This is a genomic window from Mycobacterium celatum (assembly GCF_002101595.1).
Taxonomy (GTDB): Bacteria; Actinomycetota; Actinomycetes; order Mycobacteriales; family Mycobacteriaceae; genus Mycobacterium; species Mycobacterium celatum.
Map to the genome: position 1 here is coordinate 37,709 of NZ_LQOM01000030.1, position 17,424 is coordinate 55,132.

Here is a 17,424-nt window from a genome sequence, read left to right on the forward strand (position 1 = left end):
GATGTCGCAAGAAACCGTACAGCAATCCCCCGCATTGGCCGCCTCACAAGCGTCGTGGCGGTGCGTGCAGGCCCACGACCGGGAGGGCTGGCTTGCACTGATGGCCAGCGACGTCGTGATCGAGGACCCGATCGGCAAGGCCGTCACCAACCCCGACGGCACCGGCGTGCGGGGCAAGGACGGCGTCGCGGAGTTCTACGACACCAACATCGCCGCCAACCGGCTGACCATCACCTGCGAGGAGACCTTTCCGTCCAGCTCCCCCAACGAGATCGCGCACATCCTCGTGCTGGACAGCAAGTTCGACAATGGCATCACCAGCAGTGTGCGTGGCGTGTTCACCTACCGGGTCAACGACGCCGGCCTGATCACCAACATGCGCGGCTACTGGAACCTCGACATGATGACATTCGGCAACGCCGAGTGAGTTCGCTGCTGGCCGGCCGCGGCGCGGTCGTGGTCGGCGGGTCGCGCGGGATCGGCGCGGCGGTGGCAGCGTTACTGGCTCAACACGGCGCCGGCGTGGTGGTCAACGGCCGAGATCCCGACGCGGCACGCAAAACCGCCGCAGCCATCACCGAGTCGGGCGGCCGCGCGGCGGCCCACGCGGGCTCACCGACCGACCAATCGGTCGCAGAAGCCTTGGTGGACAGGTGCATTGACGAATTCGATGCCATCCATATCCTGGTGAACTGCGCGGGCATCGCCGAGCCGGCAGGTTCGTCGATTCTCGACATCGCCCCGGCACAGTTCCGCGAACTGCTCGACGCACACCTGGGCACCGTGTTCGCCACCTGCCGGGCGGCCGCGCCAAAGATGGTCGCGCAGGGCGGTGGCAGCATCGTCAACACCAGCTCGTCGGCGTTCCTCGGCGATTACGGCGGCACCGGCTATCCGGCCGGCAAGGGCGGCGTCAACAGCCTCACACTGGCGATCGCCGCGGAACTCAAGCAACACAAGGTACGGGCCAACGTGGTGTGCCCCGGCGCGAGGACCAGGCTGTCGACCGGGCCGGACTACGAAGCCCACATCAAAGACCTGCACCGGCGAGGCCTGCTGGACGAGGTCAGCATGCACGGGTCGCTTGACGTCGCACCACCGGATTACGTGGCGCCGCTGTACGCGTACCTGGCCAGCGACCTCGCCGCACAGGTGACCGGTGAAATCTTCGTCGCGTCAGGCGGTTTCGTGGGACGATTCCCGCGGCCCGCACCCGCCGTCATCGCGTACCGGGACCACCACGACTCGCCGCCTTGGTCGGTGCAGGAGGTGCACGACTTAATTCAAGACCGTCGAAGCTAGCGATTCTCGAGGATCAGCCTGATCCGGTCGGCTTCGACGGGTAGCCGACGCGCCAGCGCATTCCAGATGATTTCGTAGTCAACCTGGTCGTATCGGTGGGCAACGATATTGCGCGTGGCCTTCATGCTTCGCCAGGCCACATCCGGGTGCGTGCCGACGAATTCGTCAGGCAGGCGGGCGACCGCCTCACCGATCTTGTGCAAGATAGCCTCGGCAGCTAGCCGCACCGCCTCGTCGGAGTCGTAGACGCTCTTCCCTCGCGTCACAAGCCGAGCGGCGGTGTCCGTGAACCGGATGAGGTCCTCGAGTATCGCGACCGTGCGATCTCGTTGTGGCTCAGAAGATTTCCTCACAAGGGCCGCGCCTCGGCGGTAATCGCGTTTGGCCCCGCACGAAGTCCACGATCCGACACTACGTCCACGTGCAGTCCAGTCAGCTCTTCCAAAGCGGCTGTCAGGTCGGCGAGGTCGAAGACGTCGGCATCGGGTGAGAACCGCACAACCAAGTCGATGTCGCTGCCGGATACATCCTCTCCGCGCGCCGCAGAGCCGAACACGCGCACGTGACTTGCCTTGTGCCGCCGAGCCAGAGCAATGATTTCATGGCGGTGTTTGGCGAGCAGCGCCGACGGCCGAGGCTTGGCGGCGTCGCGTAGACGCGTGAGCATCGCCGCGGACGGAGTGCGCTGCCCAGTTTCGTATGCCGCGATGTTCGGTTGCGCGACACCGGATCGTGCCGCCAACTCGTCTTGGGTCAGCCCCGCCGCGAGCCGAAGGTCGCGCACGTCGTTCACTCCGCGAGTATATCACTTGATATGACGATCTGGGGCTTGCGCGACCGCGACGTAATGATCCACGCCTCATATGCTGTGGTGCATGGCCACTGTCTTCACCAAGATCATCAACCGCGAAATCCCCGGGCGGTTCGTCTACGAGGACGACGAGATCGTCGCGTTCCTGACCATCGAGCCGATGACCCAGGGGCACACACTGGTGGTGCCGCGCGCCGAGATCGACAACTGGCAAGACGTCGACCGCGAGACGTTCGGCCGGATCATGACGGTGGCGCAACTGATCGGCAGGGCGGTCTGCCGCGCCTTCAACACGAAGCGGTCCGGCGTCATCATCGCCGGGCTCGAAGTGCCGCACCTGCACGTGCACGTCTTCCCCACCCGCAGCCTCAGCGACTTCGGCTTCGCCAACGTCGACCGCAACCCGTCGCCGGCGTCGCTCGACGAGGCGCAGGCCAAGATCAAAGCCGCGCTGGCAGAGCTGACCTGATCAGCTGCCTTCCCGGTAGCCGTGCGTCGTTTTGAATTGATCGGGAAAGGTGGCGTGGGCCGATTTCGCCCACTCGTCCATCGTCTCGATGTTGACGCCGAACGTGGACTTGTACGAGGCGGCCAATAGGACCAGTGCGATCGCGTAAACAGCCGCCATTGTCCACGCCAGCCACTGCCAATCCTGGTAGACGACAATAGGCAACATCAGACTCGACACCGTGAGGGCCAACACGATTGTCAGGACGCCACCGTAGGTGATAATGCTCGCTGCGGCCATCCCAAAACGCCGCTCTTTCAACAAGATTGGGATCTCGTTGACCAGCCGTCCGCTGGTGTGCCCGATCCAGAGCCGGGTGGGGTTCTTGATGCTGGGGATCTGGTCCAAGAGCCGCTGCTCGAGAATGAAGATGACCTGATTGTGCGCCCACACCCGACTGTTCAGCTGCGAGTGCCACGCGATGACCAGCAATGCAGGTAGCGGAATCACCGGGATCAAATAGTGCGGGACGGTATCGGGCCGCGTCGCCCAGACCGCACCAATGACCGTGGCGTAGGCCACCAGGACGCTCACCAAGGTCAGTGCGTGGCCGAGAATGTTTTGCACGTCGGTTCGCTCTGCCGCATACAACGCCGCGAGTGCGGCCGTCGAGTCGCGGTCGTCGTCATTCGGCATCGAACCGGCCATTGCGTGACTGTATCTCCGCGAACCGGCTTATTTGTCCCGCTCAGCCGACATGCGCGGGCACTTCGGCCACCCGCGGCAGGCTGACCCGGAAGCGGCAGCCCTCGCCCGGCGCGGTGGTCACCGAGACGGTGCCGCCGTGCGCGTGCACCAGCGAGTCGACGATGGACAGCCCCAGTCCGGTGCCGCCGCTGGACCGCGTCCGCGACGAGTCGGTGCGATAGAACCGCTCGAATACGCGGGCCGCGTCCTCCTGGCTCATGCCGGGACCCTCGTCGGCGACCTCGAGCACGGCGTTGTCGCCGTCGGTGCCGACGCGCACGGTGATGTCGGCGCTTTCCGGGGTGTGCTGCAGCGCGTTGGCCATCAGGTTGCTCAACACCTGGCGCAGCCGGGCCTCGTCGCCGAGCACCTCCGGCGTGCCGGGGCCGTCGAGCACGTCCATCGCGATGCTGCGTTCCGGCGCGATCGCCTGCGCGTCGTGCACGGCGTCGCTGGCCAGCGCCAACAGGTCGACCCGGCGCTGCTCGAGGGGTCGTTGCGCGTCGAGGCGGGCCAGCAGCAGCAAGTCGTCGACCAACAGGCCTATCCGGCGCGATTCGCTCTCGATCCGTGACATCAGCATCTCCACGTCGCGGGCAGCGCCCTGGCGATACAACTCGGCGAAGCCGCGGATCGTGGTCAGCGGTGTCCGCAGCTCGTGGCTGGCGTCGGTGATGAACCGTCGCATCCGTTCCTCCGACGTGCGCGCCTGCTCCGCCGAGGACTCCGACGACGCCACCGCTTGCTGGAGTCGCGCCAGCATTCCGTTGAGCGCCAACGAAAGTCGGCCCACCTCGGTGCGGGGATCCCGCTCCGGGATGCGGCGATCGAGTTGTCCGCCGGCGATCGCCGCCGCAATCTGTTCGACTTCGATCAGCGGCCGCAGGCTCCGGTGCACCACCGCGTAACCCGCAACGCCGATGACGAGCAGCACCGCCGCGCCGATGCCCACCTGCAACCACACCAGTGCGCGCACCGTGTGCTGCACATCGGAAAGGTCATAGGCGACCGTGATCAGCCGGCCCAGGGGCCCGCGCACCGACACCGCCCGCCACTGCACACCCGAGTTATCGACCGATCCGACCGTAGTGGGCTCCGGGCCCACGTCGTTGTTCTCCGGGATCGCAGGCTCGGCGTTGCGATCGTTGACCACGGTCCAGGTGCGCCCGTCGCGGCCGATGCTGCGCACGTAGAAGTTGGTCGGCGGCCGGTCGGCGTTCGGCCGCTCGTTGGCGTGCGGCGAGATCCGCCGCGGCGCCTGCGCCCAGCCGCGCGACGCGTCTTCCAGGTTCTGGTCGACGCGGTTGATCAGGCTGTGCCGCAAGATGGAAGTGACGGCGACCCCCGACGTCGCCAGCCCGCATGCCACCAGGACCAAGGTGGCGGCGACGAGGCTCACCCGCAGCGGCAGGGCTCCTCGACGGTGTCTACCCATCGGTCATCGGGGTTCTCGCAGCACGTATCCCACGCCGCGCAGCGTGTGCAGCAGCCGCTTTTCCCCGGTGTCGATCTTGCGCCGCAGATACGACACATAGGACTCGACGACGTTGACGTCGCCGCCGAAGTCGTACCGCCAGACGTGGTCGAGGATTTTCGGCTTGCTCAGCACCGTGCCGGCGTTGATCACGAAGTAGCGCAACAGCGTGAACTCGGTCGGCGACAGCGACACCGGCTCGCCCGCCTTCCACACCTCGTGGGTGTCCTCGTCGAGTTCGATGTCGGCGAAGGTCAGCCGGGAGTTGCGGTGCTCGGTGACGCCCTTACCGGCGCGTCGCAGGATCACCCGCAACCGCGCGACCACTTCTTCAAGGCTGAACGGTTTGGTCACGTAGTCGTCGCCGCCGAGAGTCAGCCCGGCGATCTTGTCCTGCAGCGAGTCCCGGGCGGTCAGGAACAGCGCGGGCGCATCGATGCCGTCGGCGCGCAGCCGGCGCAACACCCCGAAGCCGTCCATCCCCGGCATCATCACGTCGAGGATTACCGCGTCCGGTTTGACCTCGCGCGCCAAGTCCAAGGCGGCCGGGCCGTTGGTCGCGGTGAAGACCTCGAAGCCCTGGAACTTGAGGCTGACCGAGAGCAGCTCGACGATGTTGTCCTCGTCGTCGACGACGAGGATCCGCGCCTCGGGGGTGTTTCCGTCACTGGTTGCCGATGCCATGTGCTCATTCCCTCGCACTTGGTTGAACGTTACCTCCAGAGCACCTGTGGAGTTCCTGTGAATCCAATACCTGGCATGTCCGGTCTTACCTGCATTAACCGCGCGACTGAATGCATAGACTCGGGGAATGAACCTCGGCAAGAGCCTGGCGACCCTGGCAACCACGCCCATGCGGGTCGGCTTGGCGGCGGCCGACGCGGGATTGGGTGTTGCGACCGCGGCCCTCGGCGTGGCGCACCGAACGCTCGGTGAAGCGGGCGGGCAAACCGGGCCCAACGCGGTCGCGCACATGTTCGGCATCGACGATGCGATCACCAGGGCCAACCGGCTGGCCAGGCTATTGGACGACGACGCCCCGCTGGGGCGTGCCCTGGCACCCGACGGTCCGGTGGACCGGTTGCTGCGGCCGGGCGGGATCGTCGACCTGCTGACCGCGCCCGGCGGCCTGCTCGACAGGCTGACCGAGGAGGGCGGCGGGCTGGAGCGCGCGTTGAAGCCCGGCGGGCTGGTGGATCAGCTGGTCGCCGACGACGGGCTGATCGAACGGGTGCTCGCCGAGGACGGGCTGGCCGACCGGCTGCTCGCCGAGGGCGGCCTGATCGACAAGCTGACGGCGCGGCACGGGCCGCTCGATCAGCTGACCGACGTCGCCGACACCCTCGCCCGGCTGGCGCCGGGGATGGAGGCGCTGGAGCCGGCCATCGCCACGCTGCAGGACGCGGTCGTCGCCCTGACGATGGTGGTCAACCCGCTCAGCAACATCGCCGAGCGCATTCCGATGCGGCGGCGCACGCCACGCCGTTATCCGCCTCAGCCGATCCGTTCCGAGCGCATCGTCGAAGGCGACGAATAACCCGTTAGGCTGGCTGCCGTCAGATAGGCCTCCTTAGCTCAGTGGTAGAGCAACGCTCTTGTAAAGCGTAGGTCGTCAGTTCAATCCTGACAGGAGGCTCCGCACGCGGGGGTACGTACGCGATGCCTCCCTGCACAAATACATGTCGGCTGCGCTGAACCTGCGTTCGACTAACCTCTCGACGACACAACGGCGAACAATTGGCAGACCATTTTGGACGGTTGCTGACTGCTTTGCGGAAGCGAGCGGTGCGACTCTAGGCGCACCAACGCCGTGGGCCGCGCCGATGGATGAATGTCGAATCGCTAACAACCTGCCCAAGCACGCAGGTCGGTAACGTCTCGGACGATCGGGGCGCCGCGCGGACGCAGCAGGCGCAGGTACTGCAACACATCCTCCGGCGCGGCGAGCCCCACTCTGACAACCATCTGCAACAGCGTCAACGTGGTGACGACCTCGACGTTGTGCCTAGCCGCCAGCCGCCTTGCCGAGCGGTAGTCGGTGACGAAGATGTCGAACTGGTGCCGCTGCACCATGACCGCCAACGTCTCCGCTTCGCCAAGGTGCTTTGTCGGGTCGCGTTCTTGCGGACTGGCGAGCTGGTCACGAAATCGTCGCGTCAGTTGTAATTCTGATTTGGTTGGCGCTACCGGATCGCCGAGGAAATCCGCCGCCTGCACGATGGATTCAAGTTCGGGCTCCCGGGCCGACCGGAAGCATTCATCGCGCACGGTTGGGCACCAGCGGCCCTTACCGCGAAACAGCGTTCAAGCAGATCCATCCGGCCTATGGTCGCAAAGGACACCAGTACGGTGTTGTCGGCGAAGAAGAAGTCGACCACAGCTCTCGGCTCTGCAAGCTTAGAAGTCCAGCAACTTCGCGAGCGCACCAGCATCCACCGTTGGCGGTTCGGGTGGTGCTTCGATCTCATCGAGCCGATCCGCGTCGACGCCGAGCATCCACGCGAGCGTCTCGTTGCCGAGCTGGCCTTCGGCGATGCGCTTCATATGGGCCTCTTGCAGGCCGATTGGGAAGCGTCGTTCACTCGCGTCCCGGCTCCGTTTTGCTACCAGATGTTCGGGGTCTGTGTCTTTGCCGTCGAGGTTCTTGCCCGCCGCTCGCAGAAGGCGGAACGTACCCGCCGCCGCCCATTGCGCGATCAGTTTGGGTGTCCGAAGGCGAAGAGCAGCAAGGCGATTCTGCAACGCCACAACGGAAACGCCGTAGTTCCAGATGAAAGTCGCAAGCTCATATTCGGTGATTGTCGACCAGGCTACCGACCTCACGTCGAGAGCCGGCAGGAGCAATTCAGCCGCGAAGGCATTTGCGCGGGTCTCGTGTTCGCGCTGCTTTGTGGTCGGCAGGTCGACGTCCATATCTTGAGCAGCAATGTGTCCCAATTCATGTGCGATAGACCAATTTTCGTAAAACCAACTCCCGGATGCAGGGATCACAATCACGGTGTGGCTGCCAATCGTCATCGTGTAGGAGGTCGTTATCTCCTTCAAGCGCACCACGTCTACGCCGAGATTCTGCTCGACGCGATCGATGAATAGGCGAACAAATGACGGCTGTAACCAGCCACGCATCTCTTCGACTGTCGCGGGTAGCTTCCATCGGTCAGAGCCTGTGTCATCCGGAAACGCCTGCCGGTAGGCAAGCGCAATATCGAGGAGTACTGCTTCGTCTTGCTCGTGGTCCGGCACGGCGTCGCAGCGGGCATCTTGGTCGTAGAAGTGCCGGGCAGCTAGACGCGGGCGCATCGGATCAGGTTCACCGGTGATTAACCAATGCACGTCCTGACCAAGCTCATCCGCGAGCCGTGCTATCTCGATCGACGAGAAGGATCGCTCACCCCTAAGCGACCGCGAGAAGGCGTCAGGCGTCAGGCGTCATGTTGACCGACTGGGCGATGGCACGGTGACTACGTGGCGGTTGTAGCGCCTGAATACATGCGCGAACTCGTTCGCCAATGTCGGCCTCCACAGAGCCAGTGTATCCAGGCGTTGGGAAAATCCCAACGCGCCTGAGCAGGCGATTTAACACAGACCTATTGCGTTTCTACAACAAAACCTGCTGACTCTCCCCTGGGAACCCCATCAGGGACGACGCGGCGACGGGGGCCACAGGCAGGCCCGCCCATTCAGCAGTTCCTGTTCAGCCGGCGCGGCGCTCGCACATCGGGGCGGCCGCGTCGTCAGGTCAAGTACCACGGTGGCGATGGTGCATTCCACGTCTTCCATAGCGGTTGTGACGCGGCGGTGTCTCGTTCGGTTCCAGGGGATTACTCCCGCTAGCCGACTCGTCACGCAAATAGGCGTCTAGACGTTTCTTGGCGTCGTCGTGACGGTCGACGGCGTGATGCCTCGCTGCGACGATGAAGCTGGCCCGCAGGCCTCAGCCGGGTCAGCCCGTGGTGTGCACGATCAGCACGTCGACCTTGGCCTTGCTGGCGACGCTGCCGGGGATGGAGAACACGCGCCCGATGATCGCAGAACGAGCGTCGAGTCCCACATTGCCGACGACCAGCAGGTCGGCCTTAGCCGCCCCGGCAGCGTCAACCAGTGCCTCTACCGCGGCACCCTGAATCGGCCGCTCTTCGATGTTCTTCGCCCCAGCCGCCTTGGCCCGCTCACGGGCGTCGCGCAGGATCGCATAGATCGGGGCGTTGCCACGCACCTTGTAGGCCTCGTCGCCGAGGATGTCGGCCGCGCGCGGATCGTCCTCATGCGGGAGATACCCGGTCGCAATGATCAGCTTCGCGTTCGCCTCGGCGGCGATCCGCGCCGCACGCTCGACTGCCCGCAGCGACGACTGCGAGCCGTCGGTACCGACCACCACGGTCTGATAGGCCGTCATTTGCCCTCCCCGCCCGGTTGGCTAGTTCCCCATCGCAGACAGTAACGCCCCCACGCGGGCAGGCAGCACCATTCCGCGAAACGCACCTAGCGGCCCGGTGCCAGCATCGCCTTCCATCCCTCGTCTCCTGTCCTGGTCGAGTTTTCCACCGCGTATTTGACCCCGTCGGGCCCGGTCAACTCGCCGCTCTGCGGACTGTAGAGAGCCGTGGGAGGCCAGCTGGGGATGTAGACGCAGGGGTTCGGCTGCTGACCATTGCACTCCACGGTCCCCGACCCCGGCCGCTGCAGCGGATCGCTGACGGGAGGCGGCGTCCCCGTCACCTTGTCTGCCGGCGCCGGGTTGAGTCCGTTGTTCACCGACGGCGCAGGTATCACCTGACCCGGGTTCACCGGCTGGTCGCAGCGCACCCCCGGCGCCGGGCAGTTGAGGATCTGGTTGGGGTCGCCGTACCACGGGTTGGTTCCCAGTGGGACATAGGGTTTGGGGTCACGGCACTCCCGTGGCGTCGCGGCGCGCTTGCCGGGGACGTCGACGCACGGAATGTTGCGCGCCCCGCGCACAGCGTTGGCGGGTGTGTCCTGCGGGATCTTGCAATATGTTCCCGACGGCAGCGGCGCCGGGCTGGTGTCCGCCGGGGATCGCCACTGAGATGGCGGGAGGAACCCGGTCAGACACGGCGGCGGCTGGTTGATCGTCAGCGCGTTGTCGAGCGAGGCGTAGCCCGGGAACGCTGTCGTCACCGTCTGGGCGGCCGCGGCGCCCTGCGGATATGCCACCAGCAGTTGCTCGACGTTCTTGTGGTAGCGCTTGAGCATGTCGAGCACGATTTCGAAATTCGCCAGTGTCTGCGGCAGTGATTCGCGGACGTCGTTGAACACCGCGTTGACTTGATCCGCGGTGGCGGGTCCCTGGTTCAGAATGCTTTGCACATGCTGGTCGTTGTCGGCCGTCTGCGCGGCCAGGATGTCGAGGTTGTGCGACCAGCGTTGGATGGCGCCGCTCGAATTGACTTGGCTGTCAAGGATTGGCGCGGAGTTTTCGATGATGTCGTCGATGTCGCCGATGTTGGTCTTGAAGTCGCCGGCAATGGCCTGGGTCGCGTCGACCAGCCGTTGCAGCGCGGGCCCCAGTCCGCCGACGGCTTGGGCTGTCTCGTCGAGCAGTGCGGCGATCTTGTCCTTGGGCAGCACGGCCAGCCCGCGGTTGGCGGCGTCCAGAGCCGGCCCGATCTCGGTCGGCACGCTTCCCTCGGTGATCGTCTGTCCCGGCGAGAAGTACGTGCCGGCGCGGCCCGCCGACACCAGGTCCAGATACTGCTCACCGACCGCAGACACGGAATGCACGTTCGCGGTTGCGTCGACGGGGATCTTGTACCGGCCGGCGATACTCAGTGTCGCCTGCACACCGGTTTCGGTCGGTTTGACGGCGGTGACCTTGCCGATGGTTTCGCCGCGGTACGTCACGTTGGCCGTGGGATACAGACCGCCCGACGCGGGCAGGTTCGCCTTCAACGTGTACTGACCGATTCCCACCACGCTGGGAAGCCGCAGGTAGTACCCGCCCAGCACGACGGCCATGATCGCGGTCAGGATGCCGAACAGGATCAGCTGGCGCCTCTCGAAGCGAGTCAGCATTGCCGGTCCGCCCTTTCGACCAGCGGCCCGCCGGGAGCGTCGTTCGGGTTGGACGTGTAGCGCACGTCGGGGATCATCGTGTCGGGATCACGGCCCCACGACTGCTCGAGCGCTCGCAGCGCTCCGGAGAATCCGGTGCCGGTGAGCATCGCGTTGTCGACGGCGCTGAGGGTCAGGTCGGCCGTCAGCGACAAGTTGAAGTAGTCACCGCGGAACGATTTCGGCACGGAGTCGACGTCGAACGGCTGGGCGAGGATCAGTTTGAGCGCGCGGATCAAATAGGGTGAGCCACGGCCGAGTTCCCGCAACGGGCACTGCAGCGACACCAGATCCTGGTGCAGGTTGCCCCGCGAAGGGGACAGGTACTGGTCGGTGAGCTCGCTGAGCCGCCCCACCGAGTCGACTGCGTTGATCAGCAGGTTCTGTTTGTCTGCGAAATGTTCGACCAGCGGCGGGAATTCGGTGAGAACGCGATCCAGGACGTCCGAGCGGGAACGCACGTACGCCAACAGCCGGTTGGTCGAATCGATGGCATGGGTGATGTCATCTCGTTGCTCGTTGAGCCGGGCCGTGAAGGTGTCCAGCTTGCCGAGGAAGGCACGGATCTGCTCGGCCCGCCCGTTGACGATGTTGTAGATCTCGTCCTGCAGCACTTCGAGGTTCGGAATGTGGCCGCCGCGCAAGATGATTGCGATACTGGCCAGCGTCTGTTCGGTCGTGGGATACGCCGACGAGTTCTTCAGCGGGATGGTGTCGCCGTCCTTCAGCAGCTCCGGCGACGGGTTGGGCGGGGCGGCCAACTCCACATGCTGAGAGCCGAGGAGGCTGGTCTGCCCGATCTTGGCCGTGGCGTTCTTGGGGAGCTTGACGTTCTTGTTCAGACCCAGCGTCAGCGTGGCGACCCAGTTCTTCAGCTTGATCGCGCGGACCGTGCCGACAAAGACATCGGCCACCCGCACCCGGCTGTTGTCGTTCAGGGCGAGTGTGTCGGGCATCTGCACGTAGACGGTGTAGGCGTCGGCTCCGGTGCCGGGCCCGCCGGGCATCGGAACATTCGCAATGCCATGCCAATTCGCGCACGACGTCAGTGCGACCGCAGCCACCAACAGGGCCAGCCCGCGCCTCATGAGCCGGCCTCGGCGGGTAGCGGCGCCCCGGCAGGGCCCGGCGCGGGCGCCGGCGCGACCGGTCCCGCCACCACACCCGGTGCGGGCGGTGGCGGTGGGACCGGTACCTGCGGAGCCTGCACGCCGATGGGTGGCACCACCGGGTACTCGTCGTAGGCGTTCGGCGGTCCCGGCGGGGTTTGTAACCCCGGGGCCGGCGGCGGGGCATCGGGTCCGCCCATCAGCTCGGCCAGCGATTCGGGGGTCAGCAGGCTCGCCGTGACCGGACCTACCTGCGTGCCCTGCATCCCCGGCGCCACAACCCAGCCGGGCTGAGTGTTGCGGTGCGACAACGGGGTATCGGGCACCCAGATGCCTGGAACCGTGGTGTCCTTGTAGCCGGGCGGCGGCTGCAGCCGCGGCTCGGAATAGGCGACTTCCTTGGGCAGCGTCTCGGCGGTACTGAACGGGTTGAGGCCGAACGGCAAGTAGTTGAACTTGATCGCATCCAGGATCGGCGCCAGGTACTGCGCACACAGTTCGGCGGAATCTTGATAGCCGAGCCGGCTGCCGGCCTGAATCATGCTGCAAATGAACTGCATTGGGTTGGTGAAGTTCGGGATTGCCGGAATGGACATGACCGCGCCGTGCGACGGGTGGTAGATCCCGCCCAGGTTCGCTTGCAGCGTGGGCAGCACGTGCAGGCCGGTCTCCAACCCATTCAGCGGCTCGGGCTGGACCAGGGTGTTGGTCAGGTTGGCGAGGTTGTCGACGTCGTGCGCGAGCACCTCGCGGTTCTTGGCCAGGAACGGGCGCAGCGTGGAGAGCAGGCTGTCGAATTGTTGTATCGCATTGGCCAGGTCGCGGTCGGATCCGGTCAGCCTGTCGGTGAACTGGGCCAGGTTGTCGTTCAATGCGACGAACTGGCGGTCGTCTTTGTGCAGCGCGTTGACGAACATCGCAAGACTGCGTGCCACCGCGAAGAAGTCGCCGCGGCCCTCGTTCAGTGCGTTCAGCGACCGCGACAGGCTCTCCAGCGTGGCGTTGATCTGCTTGCCCTTGCCGGCCAACCCGTCGGCGGACGATTCGATGAGATCACCGAACGGCCCCTTGGGCTGCTCGGGCGTCGGGCCGAGCTTGTCGATGATGTTGGCGACGCCGTTGCGCAGCTGGTCCCATTCCGTCGGCACCGCGGTGCGCTCGATCGGAATCACCGCGTTGTCGGTCAGCACGGGGCCACCTTTGTAGGGAGGCTCCAACTGGATGCTGCGCGACGCCACCACGGTGGGGTTCACGATCACCGCGGACGCGTCGGCGGGCACTTTGTATTTGTTGCTGTAGTGGAAGGTCACCTTCATCTTGTCGCCGGCAGGCTCGATCTTGTCGACTGAGCCGACGCGAATCCCCATGATCTGGACCTTGTCCCCGGAATAGAGCGCATTGGCCTCCGGGAAGTACGCGACGACGGTGTTGCTGGTCAACTTGTGGTAGAGCCGCACACCGGCGAAGCCGACGGCCAAAATCGCCACGGCCGCAAGCGATCCGGTGATCACCGAGGCCATCCGCGCGTTGCGGGTCCGGAAGATGTTGCTCAATTCTGGCTACCTCCCGTGATTCCGCTGCCCCCGGTTCCACCCGGCGTGATGAACGGTGCCGGTAACTGCTCCCCCGGCCCAGGACGGGCGGGCGGCCCCGGGGGCAGCCCCGGCGCGAACGTCGACGGCGGCGGGGTCGGACCTGCCGGTTGCAGGTTCTCCGTGCGCGCCCCCGGTGGGGCGTTGGCGGGCAACGGCACCGGTATGCCGGGAACGTCCGGAGGCGGCTCACCTGGCCGCCCTGCGATCGGGATCCCCGGCGTCGGCGGCAGACCGTTCGCGGTCGGCGGCGACGTCGCGACGTCGATCGGCGACGGGAAACTACCCCCGAACGGTCCAACGTCGACGGCCGCACACGGCAGCGGGTTCCACGGCCGCGGCAGCGCGTCCGGCGGCGGGGTGTACGAACACGCCGATCCCGGCGGGACGGCCGGCCCGGGGTGATCGGGCGTACCCTCGGCCACCGGCGGCGCGGGCGGCGGCGCGCCGTTGGGGAACCGGGCGCCATTGGGGTCGGGGAAGCGGAACGCGGGCAATCCCGCAGTCTCCCAGAAGTGTTCGGGATCGATCCCGCGCTTCTTGAATGCGGCATCCACCCACGGCTGCAAGATCCAGTACGGCAGCAAATTGGCCAGCACGATCTTGAAGTAAGGGCCTGACGCGACGGATTCTCCCAGCGATGCGGCGAATTGACCGACGGTCTTGAGGCCTTCCGCGAGATCGGCTTTGCGTGCCACCAGCACGTCGCTGAGGGTGCGCAACTGCTCCAGCACGGTATTGAGATTCGGGTTGTCGTTGATGACGCCCTGCACCTGGCGCGAGAACGCGGAAATGTTGCCCAGCAGCGCGTCGATGGCCCGTCCGCGTTCGTTGAACGCGGCCAGCAGCGTCTTGGCGTTGACCAGCAGCCGGTTGATCTGCTCGCTGCGGTCACCGAGCACATTGGCAACTTTGTTGGCCTGCGTCAGCAGATGTTTGACCTCTTCGTCGCGTTTGCCGATGGTGTCGGAAAGTTTGGTCAGCCCGTCGAGGGTGGGACTCAGGTGCGAGTAGGTCTGGTCGATGGTCTGCGACAAGACGTTCAGCGACCGCTTGACAGTGTCGACGTCCCAGCCGGTTGCCGCCTTGGTGACGTCGAAGACCGCGTCGTAGATCTGGTACGGGGTGGTGCTTTGACCTAGCGGCAAAACGCTTCCTGCTTTTAATGTTTCGGTTCCCCGCGGTTCGATCTCGAGCACCTTCTTGCCCAGGATGGTGTCGGTCTTGATCGCCAGCCGGCTCTCGGTGCCGATGGTGTTGGCGCCGATCGAGAACTTGATCACGACGTGGTCGCCTTCGATGTTGAGCGCCTGCACCGTGCCGACGTCCACGCCGCTGATGCGCACCTTGTCGTTCTTGTTCAGTTGACCGGTGTTGGCGAACTGCCCGTAGTAGCTCGGGCTGGCGAACAGCATCGGCACGCTGGTGAAGCTTTGGCCCACAACGGCTACGAGCACCAGCACGACCACGCCCGTAAGCCCTGCACGGAAGCGGTTGAATTCGGTGAGCGTTCTCATTGCGGCGTACACCTGCCCGTGGGCTGCTGCCAGATCCTGACGGTGCGGACCGGGCCGCCGGGTTGCAGTCCGTTCCAATTGATCGTGACATCGCAGACGTAGAAGTTGACCCAGTCGCCGTAGAGGCCGATGCTGCGTCCGATCAGGTTGAGTGCGATCGGCCAGTTGTGGATCAGATCGCTGAGCTGATCACTTTGGTCGATCAGGGGCTGCTGGAAAGTCTGCAGGTAGTCGATTTCTTTGTGGAGCAGGGCGCGGTTGTCGGCCAGCAGGTCTGCGACCGTGCCGGCGGCGTCGCTGATGTGGGCGGTGCCGGCGGCCAGCGGATCAGCGCGATTGCGCAGTCCGGTGATCAGTCGCTCGAGGTTGTCGACGGTCTGGTCGAACTCCTTGCGGTGCTTGACGGTGGTGTCGAGCACGACGTTCAGGTTCTTGATCACCTCGCCGATCGCATGATCTCGCTGCGCGATATGCGAAGTGGCTTGGGCGGTTTGGTCCAAGATGTTGTTGATAGTGCCGCCCTGGCCCTGGAACACGGTGATGATGGCCGACGCGATGGTGTTGACCTTCTCCGGATCGAGGGCACGGAACAGGGGCTTGAAACCACCAATCAGAGCGTCGAGATCAAGTGCAGGCGACGTCCGAGACAGCGGGATGAATCCACCGGCCGGCAGGATCCGGTCCGCGCCCTCGCCGTCGCCGCGTTTGAGTTCCACGTAGCGGTCGCCGATCAGGTTGAGGTAGCGGATTTGCGCTGTCGTGGACTGGTAGAGCGGCACCGAGCGGTCGACGTCGAAGTCCACCCGCACCCGCGTGCCGCCCTCGACCAGCCGCACCTTTTTGACCTTGCCGATCTCCACGCCGAAGGCACGGACGAACTGACCGTTGCGCAGGCCGCTTGCGTTGCTGAACTCCGCGGTGTAGCTGTTGGTGCGGTTGAACCGCATCTGACCGAACACCACGACGATCGACACGGTGATCAGCAGCAGCACCAACGAGACGATGCCGAGTTTGATTGCGTTGCCGGTAGTTTTCATGGATTGATCGTGTTGTCTCCCACTTGGCGGCCCCAGACGTATTCGATTGCGTACGGTGAGCCGGTTTCGATGTGGTTATACGGCGCAAGGCTGGCGCCGGTGTCCATCACCAGCCAGGGCGCCGGCCACAGATCCCGGGTGATGGGCTGCCAGCAACCCGGCGCGCCTCCCGGACCGCCGCGAGCGTTAACTCTCGGCAGATTGTCCGGGTAGACATAGGGATTCGGCGCTCCGCCGACCAGCCCGGCTAGCCCGAGGGCGCCCATCGTAGCTGATGCGCCGGCCAGCCCGGGAAGAGTCAGGATGCCTCCCAGCCCCGACATCAGCTCGGTCATGGTTTTCAGCGCGTAGCCGTTGCCGCCGCCCGTCGTCTCATAGGTCTTGGGTTCGGCGTCGTGGTAATTGCGGATCATGCAAAAGATCTCGGGGCTGTAGGTGTCGAGGAGCTCGGCGGTGGGCACCAGATCGGCGATCCCCCGTTGCAGGTAAGGTCCGCCGCGGGCGACGATGTCTTGGCCGGTGTTGCCCACCCCGGCGGCGGCCAGCAACGTTGCATCGAGGTCGGCTTCCTGCCGGTGCAGCGTGCGCGCCGTAATCACGGCGTTGTTGAGGGCGTCGAACAGATCCGGTGCGGCGTTGGCGTACGTGTCGCCGAGCGCTGCCAGCTGCGCAATGTCGTGGCGGACCTGCGGCATTCGAGGATTGATGTCGTCGAGGATGGCGTTGGCGTTGACGATCGACTGGCCGAACTTGTCGCCCAGCCCGTTCAGCGCCTCCGCGGCGGCGGCCAGGGTCAGGTTCACCTTGACCGGGTCCACCTTCTCCGTGATCGAGGTGAGCGTCTCGAACAAGGTATTGAACTCCGTCGTCACCGATATGGCATCGATCACGCGCCGTGGGTTGATGCGCTGCGGCACAGGGTGTTTCGGCGATGTCAACGACACGTACTTGTTGCCGAACACTGTCGTCGCCCTGATGCTGGCGGCCACATTGGCCGGAATCAGCGGGAGGTATTTCGGATTCACATCCATCACGACTTCGGCCGCTGGCGCTCCGTCGCGCTGGACCTCCGAAATACGGGCCACCCGGCCGATTTCCACCCCGTTGTAGGTGACCTTCGACCCCGGATCCATCACCAGGCCCGCCCGGGGAGCCACCATGGTCAACTTGGTCTTCGGTGTGAGCAAGCCGCGAAACTGCAACCACACGAACGTCAGAACCATCGCAGCGACCAACAAGAAGACCACCGCGGCCGTCTTGTACGGAGGGATACGCGGCTTGTTGACCTTGCCCTGGACCCGCGTCGTCATCACGA

General features: G+C 65.2%; 18 protein-coding genes and 1 tRNA gene. 5 read left to right on the forward strand and 14 right to left on the reverse strand.

Annotation, left to right across the window (positions count from 1 at the left end):
- Position 1: 1 nt before the first annotated feature.
- Together AWB95_RS12790 and AWB95_RS12795 are read left to right on the forward strand one after the other, a co-directional pair.
- Complete coding sequence (locus tag AWB95_RS12790) at positions 2–427, forward strand: ketosteroid isomerase family protein (protein WP_062540766.1); 426 nt, start codon at positions 2–4, stop codon at positions 425–427.
- On the forward strand, positions 424–1,302 hold the full coding sequence (locus AWB95_RS12795) for an SDR family NAD(P)-dependent oxidoreductase (RefSeq protein WP_062540765.1): 879 nt from the start codon (positions 424–426) through the stop codon (positions 1,300–1,302). Before AWB95_RS12790 ends, AWB95_RS12795 begins: the two co-directional genes overlap by 4 nt.
- Here AWB95_RS12795 and AWB95_RS12800 read toward each other — a convergent pair.
- Both AWB95_RS12800 and AWB95_RS12805 read right to left on the reverse strand, forming a co-directional pair.
- Positions 1,299–1,568: a HepT-like ribonuclease domain-containing protein gene (locus AWB95_RS12800; RefSeq protein ID WP_062540764.1), complete on the reverse strand. Its 270-nt coding sequence runs from the start codon at positions 1,566–1,568 to the stop codon at positions 1,299–1,301. The genes AWB95_RS12795 and AWB95_RS12800 overlap by 4 nt on opposite strands.
- An 83-nt stretch (positions 1,569–1,651) precedes the next feature.
- Entirely contained in the window at positions 1,652–2,095 is a 444-nt protein-coding gene (locus AWB95_RS12805; RefSeq protein WP_198157814.1) for an XRE family transcriptional regulator, read from the reverse strand.
- Positions 2,096–2,177: 82 nt separating this feature from the next.
- Here AWB95_RS12805 and AWB95_RS12810 point away from each other — a divergent pair, with 82 nt between their 5' ends.
- Positions 2,178–2,582, forward strand: a complete 405-nt coding sequence (locus AWB95_RS12810; protein ID WP_062540783.1) for an HIT family protein — start codon at positions 2,178–2,180, stop codon at positions 2,580–2,582.
- Here AWB95_RS12810 and AWB95_RS12815 read toward each other — a convergent pair whose 3' ends face one another.
- Genes AWB95_RS12815 through AWB95_RS12825 form a run of 3 tightly spaced genes read right to left on the reverse strand, consistent with a single transcriptional unit; the run spans position 2,583 to position 5,466 of the window.
- Positions 2,583–3,269: a hypothetical protein gene (locus AWB95_RS12815; RefSeq protein ID WP_062540763.1), complete on the reverse strand. Its 687-nt coding sequence runs from the start codon at positions 3,267–3,269 to the stop codon at positions 2,583–2,585.
- Positions 3,270–3,309: 40 nt separating this feature from the next.
- Entirely contained in the window at positions 3,310–4,743 is a 1,434-nt protein-coding gene (locus AWB95_RS12820) for a sensor histidine kinase (RefSeq protein ID WP_062540762.1), read from the reverse strand.
- Positions 4,744–4,746: 3 nt separating this feature from the next.
- Entirely contained in the window at positions 4,747–5,466 is a 720-nt protein-coding gene (locus AWB95_RS12825) for a response regulator transcription factor (RefSeq protein ID WP_062540761.1), read from the reverse strand.
- A 127-nt stretch (positions 5,467–5,593) separates the two neighbouring features.
- On the opposite strand from AWB95_RS12825, the gene AWB95_RS12830 reads away from it, so the two are divergent.
- Both AWB95_RS12830 and AWB95_RS12835 read left to right on the forward strand, forming a co-directional pair.
- Entirely contained in the window at positions 5,594–6,319 is a 726-nt protein-coding gene (locus AWB95_RS12830) for a hypothetical protein (protein WP_085168305.1), read from the forward strand.
- A gap of 27 nt (positions 6,320–6,346) precedes the next feature.
- Positions 6,347–6,418 (forward strand) — tRNA-Thr (locus tag AWB95_RS12835).
- Between the two features lie 206 nt (positions 6,419–6,624).
- Here the strand turns inward: AWB95_RS12835 and AWB95_RS12840 are convergent.
- The 9 genes from AWB95_RS12840 to AWB95_RS12880 form a co-directional block, all read right to left on the reverse strand.
- On the reverse strand, positions 6,625–6,999 hold the full coding sequence (locus tag AWB95_RS12840; RefSeq protein ID WP_139818495.1) for a hypothetical protein: 375 nt from the start codon (positions 6,997–6,999) through the stop codon (positions 6,625–6,627).
- Between the two features lie 180 nt (positions 7,000–7,179).
- Positions 7,180–8,115: an ImmA/IrrE family metallo-endopeptidase gene (locus AWB95_RS12845; protein ID WP_139818496.1), complete on the reverse strand. Its 936-nt coding sequence runs from the start codon at positions 8,113–8,115 to the stop codon at positions 7,180–7,182.
- Between the two features lie 610 nt (positions 8,116–8,725).
- Positions 8,726–9,178, reverse strand: coding sequence for a universal stress protein (locus tag AWB95_RS12850; protein ID WP_062541131.1), 453 nt, complete (start codon positions 9,176–9,178; stop codon positions 8,726–8,728).
- Between the two features lie 86 nt (positions 9,179–9,264).
- Complete coding sequence (locus AWB95_RS12855) at positions 9,265–10,815, reverse strand: MCE family protein (RefSeq protein ID WP_062541132.1); 1,551 nt, start codon at positions 10,813–10,815, stop codon at positions 9,265–9,267.
- Positions 10,809–11,942 carry a virulence factor Mce family protein gene (locus AWB95_RS12860; RefSeq protein WP_085168306.1) on the reverse strand — a complete coding sequence of 378 codons (1,134 nt, stop codon included), beginning with the start codon at positions 11,940–11,942 and terminating at the stop codon, positions 10,809–10,811. The genes AWB95_RS12855 and AWB95_RS12860 overlap by 7 nt, the downstream gene beginning before the upstream one ends.
- Entirely contained in the window at positions 11,939–13,516 is a 1,578-nt protein-coding gene (locus tag AWB95_RS12865; RefSeq protein ID WP_085168307.1) for a virulence factor Mce family protein, read from the reverse strand. Before AWB95_RS12865 ends, AWB95_RS12860 begins: the two co-directional genes overlap by 4 nt.
- A complete protein-coding gene (locus AWB95_RS12870; RefSeq protein WP_085168308.1) occupies positions 13,513–15,072 on the reverse strand; it encodes an MCE family protein in 1,560 nt (519 codons plus the stop codon). The genes AWB95_RS12865 and AWB95_RS12870 overlap by 4 nt, the downstream gene beginning before the upstream one ends.
- Positions 15,069–16,109 (reverse strand): virulence factor Mce family protein, encoded by a 1,041-nt coding sequence (locus AWB95_RS12875; RefSeq protein ID WP_062539635.1) that lies wholly within the window; start codon positions 16,107–16,109, stop codon positions 15,069–15,071. Before AWB95_RS12875 ends, AWB95_RS12870 begins: the two co-directional genes overlap by 4 nt.
- Complete coding sequence (locus tag AWB95_RS12880; protein WP_062539639.1) at positions 16,106–17,419, reverse strand: MCE family protein; 1,314 nt, start codon at positions 17,417–17,419, stop codon at positions 16,106–16,108. Before AWB95_RS12880 ends, AWB95_RS12875 begins: the two co-directional genes overlap by 4 nt.
- Between the last annotated feature and the right edge of the window lie 5 nt (positions 17,420–17,424).